Below are 16,183 nucleotides of genomic sequence, written 5' to 3'. Positions count from 1 at the left end.
ACGCCTTCACCGCTCTGCGCCACCAGGTACCACGGGGACACGGCACGACCCCCGAGGCGCGCCTCCCTCTCGCCTGCTCCTGCGCCTTCCTCGGAAGCCGACCGAAGGCTGGGAGCCGGGGGCGAGAGGGTGCGCGCGGTCCCATGCCTCGAGGACATTCCGAGGAACCCTTCCTCGAAGGGGCACCTCACTGCGGCAACGTCCGCGAGCGGGCGTGGATGGCTCCACTGATGATGCGCACCGCGCGGTCGACGCTCTGCGCCGTGGCCGCGAAGGAAGCCTGCTCGGACTCGTGGACGAAGGCCGTGGCACCGCGCCGGCTGCCGCAGTAGTCAACGATTCCGTGCTCGATCTGCGTCCGCAGCGCTTCCGCGTACCCGTGGCGCTCGTACGCGCCGGAGTCATCACCGGCGATGGGCAGAAGGTGTGTGGTGAGTCCCCCCAGTTTGGGTTGGAGGCCTGCAGTCGGGGAGTACTCGAAGGCCCACCCGTTGACGAAGACACGGTCCATCCACCCCTTCAGCAGCGCCGGCATCGACCACCAGTACACGGGGAAGACCAGGACGAGATCGGTGGCGCGCTCGAGGCGACGGTGCTCACCGACGATGTCGGCGGGAAGGTCGCCACCCTCTTGGTACGCCCGGCGGTCCGCCGGCGTGAACGTCGGGTTGAACCCCTCCTGGAACAGGTCGGCGACCTCGACCGACATCGGGTGGAGTGCCGCCTCGAGCTTTTGCAGCACGTGATGGGTCAGCGACTGGGGGTCCGGGTTCGCGGTGACCAGCAGGGCGTGCATCGACAGCTCCGTTCTCTCAGCTCATCGAAGGAAACCTACCATCAGTAAGTTACTAGTAGTAGGTTACGGTTGGTAGGTGAGAGACTGCTACGCATGGCCGTGCGACGACTCTCCAGCACCGAGCGGCGAGCCCAGCTCGTCTCGATTGCCCGCGACGTGATCGCCACCGAAGGCACCGACGCGCTCACGCTCGCTTACCTGGCGAGCAGAGCAGGGGTCTCCAAGCCCCTCGTCTACGATCACTTCCCCTCCCGCTCGGAGCTTCTCCTCTCGCTGTACCAGGACTTCGACCAGCGGCACCTCGCCGACCTGCGTGCCGCGACGGCACGCACCCCGCCGGGTCTGCGGCAGCGGGTCGAGGCGATCGCGGCGGCTCACGTCGCGTGTGTCGTCTCCCAGGGCGTCGAACTCAGTGGAGTGGTGGCCGCGCTGGCCGGCACACCAGCCCTCGAGCGGGCCCGGCAGGAATCCGAACGCCGCTACGTGGACATCTGCCGGCAGGCCATACGAACCGCCGAAGGCGGTGCAGACCTCAGCGAGGAAGCGGCGATCGCGTTCGTAGGCGCCGCGGACGCCCTCGGCCATGCGGCCGCCCGTGGCACGATCCACCCGGACGTCGCCCGTTCGACCATCACCACCGTGCTGCTCAGCCTCCTCGACGCCCCTGACTGAAAGCACGCCTCGGTGTGGTGCGCGGTGCGCACGGCGCGGCATACCTGCCCGGCGGTGGCGTGCACCACCGTCGTCCTGGGGCGTACCGGCCGGCACGTCTTGCGAGGGTGCGCGGGTGGTGGCGTCATGGAGGGAGGGGCGTGGGGGACGGGCCCCGGAGAGCCCGGCGCGCCGCCCACCGGCTCCGCGGACGGAAAGGGCCGAAACGGAGGCCGGCGTCGCGTTCCCTGGTGGAACCGGCGAGGTCCTCGTCGGATGCGTTACGGAAGCGCAGAAGTCCGCCGCGCGATGCCCGTGCTCAAAACTGTAGAACCTCAGGAGTTGACATGGCGGACCCGCGAGCGGTCCTCGCGCACGCGCGTGAAGGGCCGGCGCCCTCCGGCTGGCGTGTGTTCACCAAGAAGCGAGGGAAGGTCTCGGGCTTCCTGCGGGGAACGTCGGACGATCCCGATCCGCTCCTGGTGATCACTCCCGAAGTGGTCGTCGAATACAAGGACGATCACAAGCCGTTGAGCGTCGTCACCTTCTCCGATCTGGCCGAGGCGGCACTGAAAGCCGATGCGACCACCTCTTCCACCAGTTCCTTCGCGACCCTTGACGTCTGGGTGGAACTCATCCATCTCGACGGCAGGAAGGAGAAGTGGCGCTCGAAGTCGTTCTCGAGCAACCTGCAGCCGATCCAAGCCTTCATCGAGGCTTACGGCGTCCACAAGGCACTGCAGGAGGCCGGTGGCCGCTGAACCGGGGCCTCGTCTCCCGAAGGCCTATCGCTGGAACCCGCGGCCCCACTCCCCCGCGATGCCGCGTCGGAAAGGGTCGTGGGCAACTGGCGGGGCGGTAGGCGGTCCGTGCCGGGCGGCATGAAATCCGCGCAGAGGGAACAGTTGTCATGTCCCGCCGCATCCCGCATCCCGCATCCCGCATCCGCTGCGGATCGAACTGCCGCCGCCGTGCGGCGAGGAAGGGCCGCGATGCCTCGGCCGCACGAGGCGACGGCGGTCGGCGGACCGCTGCGGGCACGAACGGCGACAGCCCGTCCGGACACCGCGCCCGGACCTCGCGAGACGGAGACGACATGCCCGACCGCCCCAGGCGCCCCCACGACGGCGAGGGGACGCCCGGCACCCTGCGGGCGACCGCCCCGGTCACCATGCCGAAGGGACGGGACCAGGTCACCCTGTCGAAGGAACGGGCAGCTGTGCCGCAGGCGCAGGAACCGGCTCCCGTGACGCCCGATACCGACCGGCACGGCGGCCCGCCGACGGCGCGGAAACAGGACGCCCGCAAGGCGTTACGGCCGCGGCGGGGCCTCTCGCTCGCCGTGTACCTCACCGCGGCGACCCTCGTGCGCTCGGCGAGCGGCGGAGCCCCCGTCGCGCTCGTCGCACTGGCGCTGGCGTCGCCCGGCCACGGCGGGGCCGCCCTCGGCGGCGTCCTCGCGGCCCTGCTCACACTGCCCAACGTCGCCGGGCCGTGGATGGCGCGGTGGCTGGAGGAGGCCCGCGACCCGAGGATGCGGCTGGCGACCGCGTTCGCCGTCTTCGGACTGATGCTCGCCGGGACCGGCCTGACACTGGGCCGCGCGCCCGTCCTCCTGGTCGGGCTGCTCGTCGTCGTCGGCGGTCTGTGCGATCCGCTGATGACAGGAGGCCTCAGCAGCCGGCTCGCGCTGATCGTCGGAGAGGACGCCCGCGCGCAGCGCCGGGCCGAGGGGTGGGACTCGGCGACGTACGGGACCAGCAACATCATCGGCCCGGCCGTGGTGGCCGCGGTCACCGCCCTGTCCGGGGCGCTGACCGCGGTCGTCGCGTTGGGCGGGGCCGGGGTGGTGGGCGGCCTGCTGATGGTCGCGCTGCCGAAGGAGCACCGGTCGGCCGCCGAGAGGCAGCGGTCGATGCCCGTGCGGGAGACCCTGCGCGTGATCGTGCGGCGGGGCCCGCTGCGCCGCGTCATGATCGCCACGATGATCACTGCGGTCAGCACCGGCGGCGTGATGGTGATCGCGGTGGTCCTGGGCCGCGACCTGCAGGGATCGGCGGGGGCGGGCGCCGCCCTCGGCGCCGCCTACGGGGTCGGCAACCTCTGCGGCGCGTTGGCGACCGGCGTGTTCCCCCTCACCGGGGAACCGGAGCGCTGGGTGCTGCGGCTGATCGCCGCGAACGCCGTGGCCGTCGGCCTCTGCGCACTGGCGCCCGGCTACGGGCTCGCTCTGGCGGCCTTCGCGCTGGCGGGAGCGACGAGCGCCGTCCTGTTCACCGCCACCCTGGCCGTGCGGTCGGTGCACTCCCCGCCCAACGCCCGGGCGCAGGTGTTCATGACCATGGCCGGGCTGAAGATGGCCGCGGGATCGGCCGGCACCGCGTTGGCGGGCACCCTGGTCGGCATCGGCCCGCGCCTCGCCCTGTGCCTCAACGCGGTCGTGGTCGCCTCGGCCGTCACCATCGCCCTGACGGACCTGCGCCTGAGCCGCCGTCGGAGCGCGGGACTGCTCCCGGGCGGTGATTGACTCCAGCCACGTGAGGTCCGCTCGGCGAGGCCCACAAGTGGACCCGGCCCGGTCGACCGCGCGCGCAGAACCACTGAGGATCGCCGACAAGTGCGGCAATCGCATCGTCGCGTGTGTGGTGTACCAGCCGTGTCGGACGGCGAGGGTGATCGTTGTGCCGAACATGAGGATCATGAAGCGTGGCTCATGGCTGGTGGCCTGCGCGGCCATCGCAGCTCTCCTCCCGTCGGCCGTCGCGGGCGCTGCACCGGCAGCGGCCCCGACGCCGCCCAAGGGCTGCAAAACCGTCGAGGCGTACACGAGGAACGGAGGGGGCTGGGTGAAGATGGAGGTCTGCTTCACCCAGCGCGACAAGCACCTTGTCGGTGGGAAGGTCTGGCCGAACGAGCCGACGGACACCGTGTGGGCCAGGTGTTCGGGCAACCGGGGTTCGGGTGGGTTCTGGGACTCCAAGCCGTGCCGGGTGACGTCGAAGCTCACCCTGAAGAAGGACGGCGTCGAGGCGTGGACCGAGGACCGCGCCTTCAACGTCGCCGCGGACAGTGGCGGAAACACGTACGTGGACTTCTACGCCTGCCGCGGCAACGGCGTCTACAGCCTGACCCTCCACGACATCCACGTCGAGGTGTACGACAACGACGCGAGCAACGTCGACATCGACGTTGCACCGTTCACGGTGACCGCTTCCGGCTGCTGAGGAGCAGGGCCGGGCCCGGACTCCCGCTCAAGGTCCGGGCTCTGCCCCACACGAGCACGGTTCCTCACCCCGCTTCTCCCCGCGGAAGTGAGCGGGCGGGCCGGCCCGGCCCCTGGTCCGTCGCGCCCCCGGTCCGGCTCCGCAGGCGGGCGGAGACCAGGGACTCGAGCGCGTCGGCCGCCAGCTCGGCGTACCGCGCGAAATCGGTGTCGTCGCCCGCGGCCGCTGCCACCCGGAAGCCGTCGGTGAGTGCCCGCCCCATGACGGCCATGTCGTGGGCCAGTTCTTCCGCGACCTCGTCCGGCACGTCCGTGTAGGAGTCGCGCAGCCGGGACGCCATGAACTGGAACATCTCCCGGCGGATGGCGAGGTACCGCTGCCGGGCGAGGTTGTCCTCCAGCCTCCGCTCGAAGGCGAAGACGAGTCCGATGCTCCAGAACGCCGCAGCCGGGTCGGTGAGACTCGCCGAAGCGGCCGCGGAGTCGCTGATGCTGCGCCGCAGCAGTTCGCGTATGTCACCCGCGGAGGCATGGGTCCGCCGCCAGACGTCGAAGCAGTGGTCGAGCAGTTCGACGAAGAGCTGCTCCTTGTTCTGGAAGTGCCAGTACACGGACCCGATCGGCAGGCCGGACGCGCGGGCGACGTCGGCCATGGTCGTCCCCTCGTACCCGGCCTCGACCGCACGCGCGAGCACGGCCTCGAGGATCGCCCGCTTCGACATCTCGGACGCCTGGTGGGTCTTGCGCCTCGCGGCCATCGGTCCCCTCGCTGATCTGCGGAACTGTGCGGACTGCTGTTCTACCAAATCCACGCCATCCCTTGACATCAGCGCGAGACGCTCGTCATCGTAATGACCATTCTAGAACGTCGCTTCTAGAGCCGCCGACGGAACGCGACCCGTGCGCGGCCCCCTCCTGGCGGGCCGCTGCCCTGGCACGGACCGCTCGATCCCTCGTTCCCGAGACAGGGAGACCTCCATGAGGATCACCGACCACATCGCTCACGAAAGAATGAGCGGCCTGCAGATCCGCGCCGTCCTCGTCGCCATCGGCCTGGTCGTGCTCGACGGCTACGACGTCGCCCTCACGTCGTTCGCCGCGCCGTACATCGAGGAGGGCTTTGGGGTGTCCAAGGCCGAACTCGGGCTGGTCATGTCCGGCGCCCTGATCGGCATGCTGATGGGCTCGATCGTCGTCGCGCCGCTCGCCGACCGCATCGGCCGGCGCAGGATGGGCGTCATCTCCACGACGACGATCGCGCTGGGCATGTTCATCGGCCCGTTCGCGACCCCCGAAACCGGCACCTGGCCCCTCGTGGTCAGCCGGATCGTCACCGGCGTCGGCATCGGCGCCCTGGTCGCCGTCGTCGGCGTCATCCTCGCGGAGTACACCGGCAAGCGCGTGTACGCGCTGGTGATGGCCGTCTACGCGGCGGCGATCAACATCGGTGGACTGCTCGGCTCAGTGATCGTGGGCCCGATGCTCGGTGAGCGCGGCTGGCAGTTCGGCTGGTGGGTCGGCTTCGTCCTGAGTGCGCTCGCCGCCGTGGCCACCTTCGTGTTCCTCCCCGAGTCGCTCGCCTGGCTCTCCGAGGGCCGCCGCGCGGACTCCCTGCAGCGCCTCAACGCACTCCTCACGAAGATGCGCCGCCCCGCGCTCGACGCGCTCCCGGAGTCGGACTCCGCGGGCGTCAAGGCCAACGGCTCGCTGCGCACCGTGTTCACCGGCCGCACCGGCCTGTGGACGCTGCTGATGATCGTCGGCTACCTGGCGTACATGCTCAGCTTCTACTTCATGACGAACTGGGCGCCCAGCGCCGTCGCGTCCGCCAACCACGACCCGGCGCTCGCCCCGCAGATGGTCGCCGCGTTCAGCATCGGCGGCATCGCCGGCAACGTGCTCTTCGGCTTCCTGGGCAACCGGTTCGACGTCCGTCTCCTCACCCCGGTCTTCCTGGTCCTGGCCACCGTCACTCTGGCGCTGTTCGGCCTGGCCGGCCCGGGGATGCCGACCGCCTGGTGGACGCTCTTCCTGGCCTCGTTCTTCGTCTGCGCGGGCACCGCGGCCTTCTACGCGATCGTCCCGGCGCTGTACCCGACGCTGGCCCGCTCGACCGGCTTCGGCGTGGTCATCGGCGTCGGCCGGTTCGGCGGCATCGCGGCGCCGATCGTCGGCGGCGCGGCCTTCGACGCCGGGCTGGGCATGGGGGCGGCCTTCACCGTCTTCGCGCTGCCGATGCTCGTCGCCGGAATCTGCGTCGTGGCCCTGCACGTGGGCCTGCGGCGCTCCGAGAACGCGCCGGCCGCCGAGCCGCAGCCCGGGCTCGCCGGCGCCTCCGCGTAGGCGCCCGGCCCACACGTACCGAAAAAGCACTCCCAGAAGGAAGATCCGCCATGCCGCTGGCCGTCGCAGCGCTCTCCCACGCGCCGTCCTTCGGCAACGTCGACCCGGGCGGGGAGACGTTCGCCGAGATCAATGCAGCCATCGACGAGGTCAGGGAATTCGTCACCGAGTACGACCCCGACCTGGTCGTGGTGTTCGGGCCCGATCACTTCAACGGCCAGCTCTACTCCCTGATCACTCCCTGGGTGATAGGCGCCGTCGCCGAGGGGGTCGGCGACTACGGCACCACCTCCGGGCCGCTGCCCGTCGACGGTGACGCCGCCCGCGCGTTCCACGCGGCCGTGCTGGCGAAGGGCGTCGACATCGGCCGCAGCGAGCGGATGACGGTCGACCACGGCATCGTCCAGCCGCTGGACTTCGTCTTCGGCAAGGGTTTCAGCCAGCCGATCGTGCCGGTGTTCGTGAACGCGATCGGCCTGCCGCTCTCCCCGATGCGACGGGTGCGGCTGATGGGCGAGGCGTTCGGCCTGGCCGCCGGGACGATGGACAAGAAGATTCTGTTCCTCGCCTCCGGCGGCATCTCCCACAGCCCGCCCATCCCGCGCTGGGACGGCGCCCCCGGCACCGTCCACGAGCGGCTCGTCTCGTACGCGCCCTCGCCCGAGGAGCGCCACGAGCGCGAGCAGATGATCGTCAAGGGCATCCAGGCCATCGCCGACGGCAAGGCGCCCAGCGACCCGCTGAACGAGGAGTGGGACACCCTCGTCCTCGACGTGCTCCGCTCCGGTGACCTCTCCGTGGTCGACGGCTGGGAGAACGGCTGGTTCATGGCCGAGGGCGGCTCGGCCGCGCACGAGATGCGCAGCTGGATCGCCGCCTACGCCGCCCTGTCGACCGCCGGCCCCTACCGTTTCGCCGTCGACCGCTACTGGCCGGTGGAGACGTGGGGCGCGGGATTCGCGATCCAGGCGGCGGTGACCGCGTGAGCCCCGTGAGGGAAACCCGCCTCGCGACCCTCTGGGAGGAGATCGCGGACCTCGAGCACACCCTGCGGTACGTGGACGCGGGCGGTTACCGCACCCGGGTCCTCGACTTCCCCGGGGCGCACCCCGACGCGCAGACCGTCGTGCTCGCCAGCGGCACCAGCGGCCACATCGAGGCGTGGACGCAGAACGTCCGCGCCTTCGTTCAGGCCGGCTTCCGGGTCGTCGGCTACGACTACCCGGGCCACGGGTACACCTCGCTCGCCGACCACCCGCTGGAGATCCGCGACTACGAGGAACACCTGCTCGCCCTCCTCGACGCCCTGGAGCTGCGGCGCGTGCACCTGGCGGGCGAGTCCCTCGGCGGCTGGCTCGCGCTGAAGTTCGCGCCCAGGCACCCCGAGAGGCTCCGCACGGTGATCCTTTCGGCCCCGGGCGGCCGGATCGTCGGGGAGTCCCGGATGGACCGGACGCAGTCGGTCAGCGCCCGGGCGGTCGACGAACCGACGTTCGAGAACGTGCGCAGGCGGCTGCAGGTCGTCATCCACGACCCGGAGAACATCACCGACGAACTCGTCCGCGTCCGCCAGGCCGTCTACTCCCGCGCGGGCTTCAGCATGGCCCACGTGTCCGCCCTGCGCGAGCCCGAGCGGCGCCGTCGCAACCAGGTGACCGACGACGACTTCGCGGCCGTCCCCGTCCCCGCCCTCATGGTGTGGACCGACAACGAGCCGACCGGCGACGAGGCCGAGGGCGCACGCCTGTGCTCCCTCATCCCGGACGGCGAGTACCTGCTGATCCGCGGCGCGGCGCACTGGCCCCAGTGGGAGGGCGCGGCCGAGTTCAACGCCGCGGCGGTCGCCTTCCTGAGCCGGCACGCCGCGAACGAACCCGACCGAGGAGGGGAGAACCGGTGAGCGTCGACCAGGAGACCGTCGCCCGGATCGCGCGCGAGTTGTTCGAGGCACAGCGCGACGTCCGCACCGTGCCGTACGTGAGTCCCCGGCTCCCCGAGCGCGACCTCGGTGCCGCCTACGCGATCTCCGCCGAGTTCGCCGCGCTGCGCGAGCGGGAGCTGGGCGTCCGGCGGGTCGGCCGCAAGGTCGGGCTGACCAACGCCCTCGTCCAGCAGCGCGTCGGCATCGACGAGCCCGACTACGGGATCATCCACGACGACATGGTGCACGCCTCGGGCGTCCGCCTGCCGCTGTCGCGGTACAACAACCTGCTCATCGAGGCCGAGGTCGCCTTCGTCCTCAGGAGCGACGTCCTCGAGGCCACCCGCGAGTGCGTCGAGGCGGCCGTCGACTACGTGACCCCCGCGTTCGAGGTGGTCGACTTCCGCTACGGCGGGTCGGTCGGGCAGATCGTCGACACCATCGCCGACAACGCCGGCTGCAGCGGCGTCGTCCTCGGCGAGGAACGGCACGCCTACGGCGAGGTCGACCTGGCCCAGGCCGAACTGGTCATCACCGGCGCCGGCAAGGAGATCACCCGCGGCGTCGGCAGCAACGTGCTCGGCGACCCGGTCAACGCCATCGTCTGGCTCGCCGGGACCGCCATCGGCACGGGCGAGCCGCTGCGGGCCGGCGAAGTGCTGCTGTCCGGGTCCATCGGCTTCATCGAGCCGTGGCCCGCCGACGTCGAGTGCGTCGCCACCATCACCGGACTCGGTCGCGTCGTCGCGACCGCGGACTCGAAAGGCTGAGTGGCCGTGAGCGACCACCGCGAACACCGCCCCGTCGACGTGGCCACCCGCGTCGAGATCGAGCAGCTCATCGCCGAGATGCTGTACCGCCTGGACCACGACCGGGCAGACACCACCTGGGAGCTGTACACCGAGGACGGCGTCTCCGTCGGCCCGATGGGCGACATGGACCGCGAGGCGATGAAGGAGTGGGGCGCACGACGGGCCCGGCAGACCGACATCGTCGGCCGCCACCACATCGGCGGGATCCGCCTGGTGCGGGACGGCGACGAGGTCGAGGGCACCGTCCAGTACGTCACCTTCCGCGACACCAACGAGCCGCAGACGCAGCCCGCCTCCGTCGGCGAGTTCCGCGAGCGCTACCGCAGGGTCGACGGCCGTTGGCTGTTCGCCCGCCGCGAGGTCGTACCCGTCTTCGGCGGCCGGGCGGCCGCCGCGCACGCCGCGCGGCTGGCCGGACGGGAGGGGACGGCGCGATGAAGCAGTCGGCCCTGGGCGGGCGCGGTCCCGTTCTGTACCACCAGTCGGTGCCCTCGTTCTCCCTGCCCGAGTGGGCCGCGGCCGCCGGGTACGACGGGGTGGTCCTCGACCTCCAGCACGGCGAACTCGGGCTCGAGGCGGCCTGCGGGATCCTCCGCTCGATCCCCCGCGACAACGCGTACGCGTACGCGCGCGTCGGCTCGCTGGATCCGTCCCCGATCCTGCGGCTGCTCGACAGCGGGGCCCGCGGCATCGTCGCCCCCACCGTCGAGTCCCGGTCCCAGGCCGAGGCCCTGGTCGCCGCCGTCAAGTACCCGCCGCTCGGCAACCGCAGCCTGGGCCCGTCCCGGCCAGCCCTGTACCCGGTCGACGCCGACGACCCGGGCGACTCGTACACCGCGGCCGGCAACCGGGCGGTGTCCGCCGTCGCCCAGATCGAGACCAGGGCAGGCCTCGACCGCGCCGAGGAGATCATCGCCACCGAGGGCCTGGACTCGGTCTACATCGGCCCGGCCGACCTGGCCGTCTCCTTCGGCCTGCCCGGCCGCGGCGACTGGGAGGACGGCCCCGTCCGCGAGGCGATGGCCCACCTGCGCGAGGTGACCACCGCGCACGGCGTCACCCTCGGCATCTACTCCGGCCGGCCGGACCACACGGCCGCGCTGCTCGCCGACGGCCTCGTCGACTACGTCGCACTCGGCATCGACCTCGTCCTGCTGAACCGCGCGTTCGCGGACACCATCGCCGCACTGGAGTCGGCACGATCCACTGGGAGCACCTCATGACCGTCACGTGCGACGTTCTCGTCGTCGGCGCCGGCCCCGTCGGCCTCACCCTGGCCAACCTGCTCGGGCAGCAGGGCGTGAACGTCCTCGTCGTCGAGCGGGAGCACGAACTCATCGACTACCCGCGGGCCGTGGGCATCGACGACGAGGCGCTGCGCACCATGCAGACCGCCGGTCTCGTCGACCAGGTCCTCCCCCACACGATCCCCGACCAGAAGATCTACATGGTCAACGGGGACCGGACGATCCTGTCCGAAGTCAACCCGACGACCCGGGAGTTCGGCTGGCCGCGCCGGAACGGCTTCGTGCAGCCGCTGGTCGACCGGGTGCTGCTCGGGGGACTGGACCGCTTCCCCAACGCGACCGCCCGTTTCGGCGCCGAGGTCACCGACCTGGCCGAGGACGCCGGGGGCGTGGTGGCCACCCTCGCCGGTGGCGAGACGCTGCGCGCCCGTTACGTGGTCGCCGCCGAGGGCGGGGCCTCCCCCACCCGCAAGCGTCTGGGCATCTCCTTCGAGGGCGAGACCCGGCCCACCGACGGCCTGGTGATCGACGTCGCGAACGACCCGATCGGCACCCCGCACGCCGTCTTCGGCGGGGACCCGGCCCGCAGCTACGCCTCCATCGCGCTGCCCCACGGGATCCGCCGCTGGGAGTTCACCCTCTTCGAGCACGAGACCGAGGCCGACGCCGGGAACAGGGACTTCGTCCTGGGCCTGCTGGCGCCGCACGTGCCCGACCCGTCCAGGCTGGACATCATCCGCAGCCGCGTCTACCGCCACCACGCCCGTGTCGCGGGGCGCTTCCGCCACGGCCGGATCTTCCTCGCCGGCGACGCCGCCCACGTCATGCCGGTCGTCGGCGGACAGGGCTGGAACTCGGGCATCCGCGACGCCTTCAACCTCGGCTGGAAACTGGCCGCCGTCGTCAAGGGCCTGTCCGACGACGGCCTGCTCGACACCTACGAGACCGAACGGCTGGGCCACGTACGGCAGATGGTGGCCGTCTCCCTCGGCATGGCGAAGGAGATGACCGACCACGACCCGGTCAAGGCCGCCGAGCGCGACCGGATCGCCGCCAACCGCACGCCCGAGGAGCGGGAGGCGCAGAAGCGGCAGGCGTTCAAGCCGCAGCCGAAGTTCGACGAGGGCGTGCTGGTGCACACCCCGCTGCCGGTGTCCAAGTCGCTGCCGGCCCGCGACGTGCCGCGTCTGGCCGGCACGATCTTCCCGCAGCCGACGGCCACCGACGCCGACGGCGTCACGATGCTGCTGGACGACGCGACCGGGCAGGGCTGGCGCGTCCTCACCTGGAACAACGACCCGACGGCCTTCCTGTCGGCCCCGCGGCGCGCCGCGCTCGACCGGCTCGGCGCGCGGCTGGTGCAGGTGGTGCCGAAGGCGCAACTGCCGTGGGCGGGCAAGCGGGCCGCGGCCGGCGTCGTCGTCGTCGGCGACCTGGGCGGCGAGTCGGGCCTGCAGGCATGGTTCGACGCCCGCCCGGTCGGCGCGGTCGTCGTCCGCCCCGACCACGTGATCGCCGCGGAGTGCCTGGCCCAGGAACTCGACGACGTCGTCGCCCGACTGCTCGAGGTCGCTCAGGTGCTCTGACCCCGACCCGCACCGGGCCGAACGCCCGCGCGGCCTCACCGGCCCTTCCAAGCCAGGTGAGGCCGCGCGGGCGTTCCGGCGCTCCGGCGTCTCAGACGCCGCGGGTGAGTCCGCCGTCGACGCGCAGGTTCTGCCCGGTGGTGTACGTGGCGTCGCAAGCCACGAAGGCCACCGTCCGGGCCACCTCCTGGTGGGAGGCGGCCCTGCCGAGCGGGATCCCGAAGGTCCACTCGGCCGGAACGGAGTGCGGGTCGGCGACGGTGTATCCGGGGAGCACGTTGTTGACCCGGATGCCGTCCGCGGCGACCTCGTCCGCCCACAGCTTCGTCCAGGTCGTCATCGCCGCCCGGGCCACCATCGACGTGGGGAAGCGTGGCGAGGGCTCACCGGGACTTGCGGAGGAGATGTTGACGATGCTGCCGCCGCCCTGCGCACGCATCGGTGCCAGCGCGGCGCGACAGGCCCGCACCACGTTGTAGAAGTACAGGTCGAATCCGACGGCGAGGTCCTGCTCGGTCAGGTCCTCGAGCCGTCCTTTGGGGCCGTGGCCCGCGCTGTTGACCAGCACGTCCAAGCGGCCCCAGGCGGAGACCACCTGCGCGACGGCCGCCTCGATCACCCCGGCCTCGGTGTAGTCGCCCCGGAGGGCGAGGCCGCCGAGCTCCGCGGCCAACTCGGCGGCCCCCTCACCACGGGCGAGCACCGCCACGCGGTGCCCGCGGCCGGCCAGTTCCCGCGCCGAGGCGGCACCGATGCCGCTGCTGCCGGCGATCACGAGGGCTGTGGGGGACACGTCGGTCATGCTGCCTGCTCCTGCACTCGGGGTGGGTCCGGCCGGGCCGCCGACGTGGCCGACGTCTGCGCGGTTCCAGCACTGGAGCGACCACTCTAGAATTATTGTTCCAGTCGAACCTATCCGGGCCCCCGCCGCACGTCAACGACCCGGTGGCGAGCCGCCGCCTGGGGCAAGTGCCCCCTCACTCGGCGGAGCCGGGCCGCGCACGACGCCCACCCGACGTTCGGGGCGAACACCGCCAACTGTGGGTAGAACGTCAAGCACCCCGACTCGCCGTCGTGGAGAAGCCCGGAGAAAGGTCCATGGATGAAGCGAACGCTCGCGTTGATCACCGCGCTGGTCGTCACCGCGTTGTCGCCGACAACGGCACACGCGGCGGTCAAGAAGGCCAGGACTCCGCTCAGCTGCGAGTCCCGGACGTTCACCTCGAGCCCCGGACCTCGCTTCAACGACCCGGAGGACCCCGACGCCCGGATGAACGTCATGGGCCCGATCATCGAATCGATCAACAGCGCTGGTTGCGGGCAGACCATACGCGTCGCCATGTACTCGATCGGCAGCACGCAGCCCGGCCCGGAGTTCGCCAACGCCCTGATCGCCGCGCACCGGCGCGGCGTCGTCGTCAAGGCACTGATGGACCATCACAGCGACAACGCGGTCTGGCAGTCGATGGTCACCGAGTTGGGCAACGACCCGCGAGCCTCCAGCTTCGCCGCGCTGTGCCCGGGCGGCTGCCTGACCCACTATTCCGGCTCCTCCCTGCACGCGAAGTTCTACATGCTCAGCGGCGGGAGCGACGCGAACAGGACCGTGACCGTCAGCAGCGCCAACCCCACCCCCGCCCAGGCGCATACCGCGTGGAACAGCAGCGCCACCGTCAAGGGCAACGTCGACCTGTACAACTCCTACGTCCGCTACTTCACCGCCATGGCCAGGGGGGCGCTCAACGGCCCGGGCCCGCTGGCGCCCGACTACTACAACTCCACCAGCGGCCGGTCCGCCAGGACACTGAGCCCACCCTCCTACCAGTGGCCCAAGGCGCGTACCGGCAGCGACACCTGGGTCGACTTCCTGAACAACGTCGAGTCACCTGCCACGATCAACATCGCCATGTTCCAGTGGACCTCTCACGGGCAGCCGGGTGACCGGAACTATCTGGAGCTGCCGAAGAAGCTGGTGAGCCTGGCACGAACCGGCGTCAGGATCCGCATACTCCTCACCGCCGGCCAGGTCGACAGCAGCGTGCAGAACTACCTGAAGGACCGGCCGAACATCGAGGTGCACGACACCACCCGCGGCACCGACGCCAACGGCAACGCCCTGCACTACACGCACGACAAGTACATGATGGTCAGCGGCGGTTACGCGGGTGCGGTCGACTCCCGGATCGTGTTCGTCGGCTCCGCGAACTGGACGAGCAACGGCGTCTGGCACAACGACGAGTCGGACCTGAAGCTGGTCGGCCGGTCCAGTTACGACGCGTTCATGGCGGACTGGCAGAAGCAGTACGACCGGTGCTGTGGGACCGTGGCACGGGAGTCGGGCGCCGAGCAGCGCGCCGAGAACACGGCACGCGAGATTCCGATCGATCCGAGGCAGGCCCTGGAATAGGCGTTCCCGGCCCGCAGCGCACGGCCGGGATCAGCTTCGGGCGAAGAACTCCACCTCCGCCAGGGCGAGGTGGCGGCCCTCGGTCAGGCCGACGGGTGAACGCAGGGTGAGGCGGACCTTCTTCGTATCGCTGACGCGGACGGGGAAGGTCTGCGGGCCCGGCTTGTCACTGAGGGTGAGTTCCTTGTGGTGCCGCTCACCGTCCTTCGTCGTCACCTCCAGGTCCAGCCGGAGCGCGCGGGCCTGCCGCGGGTAGGACTCCGGGTTCTTGGACGGGCCGTTGGTGACGATCAGGTCGACGAAGCGGAAGGGCTTGCGGAAGGTGTAGGTCACCGAGGAACCGGGGGCCGGCGCGCCCCAGTAGCGGTTGCTCAGCCCGTCGGTGGTGTTGGTCGCCGGGTGCCGGGCCGTCTCGGCGTCCGCCTCGACGGTCACGGGGGTCACGGGCTTGGACTTGCCGAGCTTGTCCCGGGTGTCCTCGACGAGGGCCCGTCCGGCGGGCAGCAGCAGGAAGCCGCCCGCGCACAGGGCCGACACCACGGCCAGGACGACCAGGAGGCGTGCCATCCGGCCCGAGCCGGCTCGCACCCGGCGGCGCAGCGGCCACACGGTCCGCCACCACGGCAACGGAACGGGCTTTTCCGCGGGGTTCAGCAGCGTCGCGCAGCGGCGGCAGAACCGGCGGCCGGGCGCGTTGAGCGCGCCGCACGCGGGGCAGGGCGCGCCTTCCTCCGCGTCCGCCGCCGCCACCGGGCGTACGGCGGGGCGCGGGGCCACGGCCTTCGCGGGGCGGACGGGCCGGATGGGCGGCGGCACGGGGGCAACGGGCGCAACGCGGGCCACGGGGGCCACGGGTGGAACAGCATCGGGCGTCGTCGCGCCGGGGGCGCCGGCCGCCGGCGCGGAGGGGGCAGACGGGACGGACGGGGGCCGTGATCCAGTGGTGGATGCGGCAGGACGGGAGGCTGAGGGCTGCGGCGGCGTGGCGGAGGGAGTCGTGCGGGGGCTGGGAGTCTCGCCGTCGCCGGCGGCGGGAGGGTGTGCGGGAGGCCGCGCGGCCGCGTCCGCCGGTGTGGCGGCGGACGGCTCAGGAGCGGCTGACGGCTCGACCGCCCCCGACGGCTCAGGGGACGCGGACGGCTCGACCGCCCCCGGCGGCGCAGGGGCCGCCGGGGATTCGGGAGCAGCCGAGGGCCC

General features: G+C 71.6%; 16 protein-coding genes. 12 read left to right on the top strand and 4 right to left on the bottom strand.

The genetic code is table 11. The annotated features are described in order from the left end of the window. Window positions 1–187: 187 nt before the first annotated feature. Entirely contained in the window at window positions 188–796 is a 609-nt protein-coding gene (locus tag Sfr03f_RS07390; RefSeq protein WP_108952850.1) for an NAD(P)H-dependent oxidoreductase, read from the bottom strand. Between the two features lie 93 nt (window positions 797–889). Between Sfr03f_RS07390 and Sfr03f_RS07385 the strand changes: the two genes are divergently transcribed. From Sfr03f_RS07385 to Sfr03f_RS07370, 4 genes are all read left to right on the top strand, one after another. Beyond that, the gene (locus Sfr03f_RS07385) at window positions 890–1,468 is read left to right on the top strand and encodes a TetR/AcrR family transcriptional regulator (protein ID WP_108952849.1); all 579 of its coding nucleotides are present in this window, start codon (window positions 890–892) and stop codon (window positions 1,466–1,468) included. Window positions 1,469–1,794: 326 nt separating this feature from the next. Further along, window positions 1,795–2,208: a hypothetical protein gene (locus tag Sfr03f_RS07380; RefSeq protein ID WP_108952848.1), complete on the top strand. Its 414-nt coding sequence runs from the start codon at window positions 1,795–1,797 to the stop codon at window positions 2,206–2,208. 335 nt (window positions 2,209–2,543) lie between these two features. Next, window positions 2,544–3,974 carry an MFS transporter gene (locus tag Sfr03f_RS07375; protein ID WP_218028130.1) on the top strand — a complete coding sequence of 477 codons (1,431 nt, stop codon included), beginning with the start codon at window positions 2,544–2,546 and terminating at the stop codon, window positions 3,972–3,974. A gap of 172 nt (window positions 3,975–4,146) precedes the next feature. Continuing rightward, window positions 4,147–4,671: a hypothetical protein gene (locus Sfr03f_RS07370; RefSeq protein ID WP_159105580.1), complete on the top strand. Its 525-nt coding sequence runs from the start codon at window positions 4,147–4,149 to the stop codon at window positions 4,669–4,671. 64 nt (window positions 4,672–4,735) lie between these two features. On the opposite strand, the gene Sfr03f_RS07365 is transcribed toward Sfr03f_RS07370, so the two are convergent. Then, the gene (locus tag Sfr03f_RS07365) at window positions 4,736–5,428 is read right to left on the bottom strand and encodes a TetR family transcriptional regulator (protein WP_159105579.1); all 693 of its coding nucleotides are present in this window, start codon (window positions 5,426–5,428) and stop codon (window positions 4,736–4,738) included. 220 nt (window positions 5,429–5,648) lie between these two features. On the opposite strand from Sfr03f_RS07365, the gene Sfr03f_RS07360 reads away from it, so the two are divergent. From Sfr03f_RS07360 to mhpA, 7 genes are read left to right on the top strand one after another with little or no spacing between them, the layout of a single operon-like run. Continuing rightward, entirely contained in the window at window positions 5,649–7,013 is a 1,365-nt protein-coding gene (locus Sfr03f_RS07360) for an MFS transporter (protein WP_108952845.1), read from the top strand. A gap of 50 nt (window positions 7,014–7,063) precedes the next feature. After that, the gene (locus Sfr03f_RS07355; protein WP_108952844.1) at window positions 7,064–7,999 is read left to right on the top strand and encodes a 3-carboxyethylcatechol 2,3-dioxygenase; all 936 of its coding nucleotides are present in this window, start codon (window positions 7,064–7,066) and stop codon (window positions 7,997–7,999) included. Window positions 8,000–8,004: 5 nt separating this feature from the next. Beyond that, window positions 8,005–8,913 carry an alpha/beta fold hydrolase gene (locus Sfr03f_RS07350; RefSeq protein WP_108953509.1) on the top strand — a complete coding sequence of 303 codons (909 nt, stop codon included), beginning with the start codon at window positions 8,005–8,007 and terminating at the stop codon, window positions 8,911–8,913. Beyond that, a complete protein-coding gene (locus tag Sfr03f_RS07345) occupies window positions 8,910–9,704 on the top strand; it encodes a 2-keto-4-pentenoate hydratase (RefSeq protein ID WP_108952843.1) in 795 nt (264 codons plus the stop codon). Before Sfr03f_RS07350 ends, Sfr03f_RS07345 begins: the two co-directional genes overlap by 4 nt. A gap of 6 nt (window positions 9,705–9,710) precedes the next feature. Further along, window positions 9,711–10,184, top strand: a complete 474-nt coding sequence (locus Sfr03f_RS07340) for a nuclear transport factor 2 family protein (RefSeq protein WP_245967442.1) — start codon at window positions 9,711–9,713, stop codon at window positions 10,182–10,184. Beyond that, window positions 10,181–10,969 (top strand): HpcH/HpaI aldolase family protein, encoded by a 789-nt coding sequence (locus tag Sfr03f_RS07335; RefSeq protein WP_108952842.1) that lies wholly within the window; start codon window positions 10,181–10,183, stop codon window positions 10,967–10,969. Before Sfr03f_RS07340 ends, Sfr03f_RS07335 begins: the two co-directional genes overlap by 4 nt. Then, on the top strand, window positions 10,966–12,579 hold the full coding sequence (mhpA, locus tag Sfr03f_RS07330; protein ID WP_108952841.1) for a bifunctional 3-(3-hydroxy-phenyl)propionate/3-hydroxycinnamic acid hydroxylase MhpA: 1,614 nt from the start codon (window positions 10,966–10,968) through the stop codon (window positions 12,577–12,579). Before Sfr03f_RS07335 ends, mhpA begins: the two co-directional genes overlap by 4 nt. 91 nt (window positions 12,580–12,670) lie before the next feature. Here the strand turns inward: mhpA and Sfr03f_RS07325 are convergent, their stop codons facing one another. Continuing rightward, entirely contained in the window at window positions 12,671–13,381 is a 711-nt protein-coding gene (locus Sfr03f_RS07325; RefSeq protein WP_108952840.1) for an SDR family oxidoreductase, read from the bottom strand. A gap of 300 nt (window positions 13,382–13,681) precedes the next feature. Between Sfr03f_RS07325 and Sfr03f_RS07320 the strand changes: the two genes are divergently transcribed. Beyond that, the gene (locus Sfr03f_RS07320) at window positions 13,682–14,986 is read left to right on the top strand and encodes a phospholipase D-like domain-containing protein (protein WP_108952839.1); all 1,305 of its coding nucleotides are present in this window, start codon (window positions 13,682–13,684) and stop codon (window positions 14,984–14,986) included. Between the two features lie 30 nt (window positions 14,987–15,016). Here Sfr03f_RS07320 and Sfr03f_RS30910 read toward each other — a convergent pair whose 3' ends face one another. Further along, complete coding sequence (locus Sfr03f_RS30910) at window positions 15,017–15,802, bottom strand: zinc ribbon domain-containing protein (protein WP_245967441.1); 786 nt, start codon at window positions 15,800–15,802, stop codon at window positions 15,017–15,019. Window positions 15,803–16,183 lie beyond the last annotated feature (381 nt).

The organism is Streptomyces fragilis, from assembly GCF_003112515.1.
GTDB lineage: Bacteria > Actinomycetota > Actinomycetes > Streptomycetales > Streptomycetaceae > Streptomyces > Streptomyces fragilis.
Note: the sequence above shows the minus strand (reverse complement) of the source record. Positions and strands in the feature narration are given on the sequence as shown.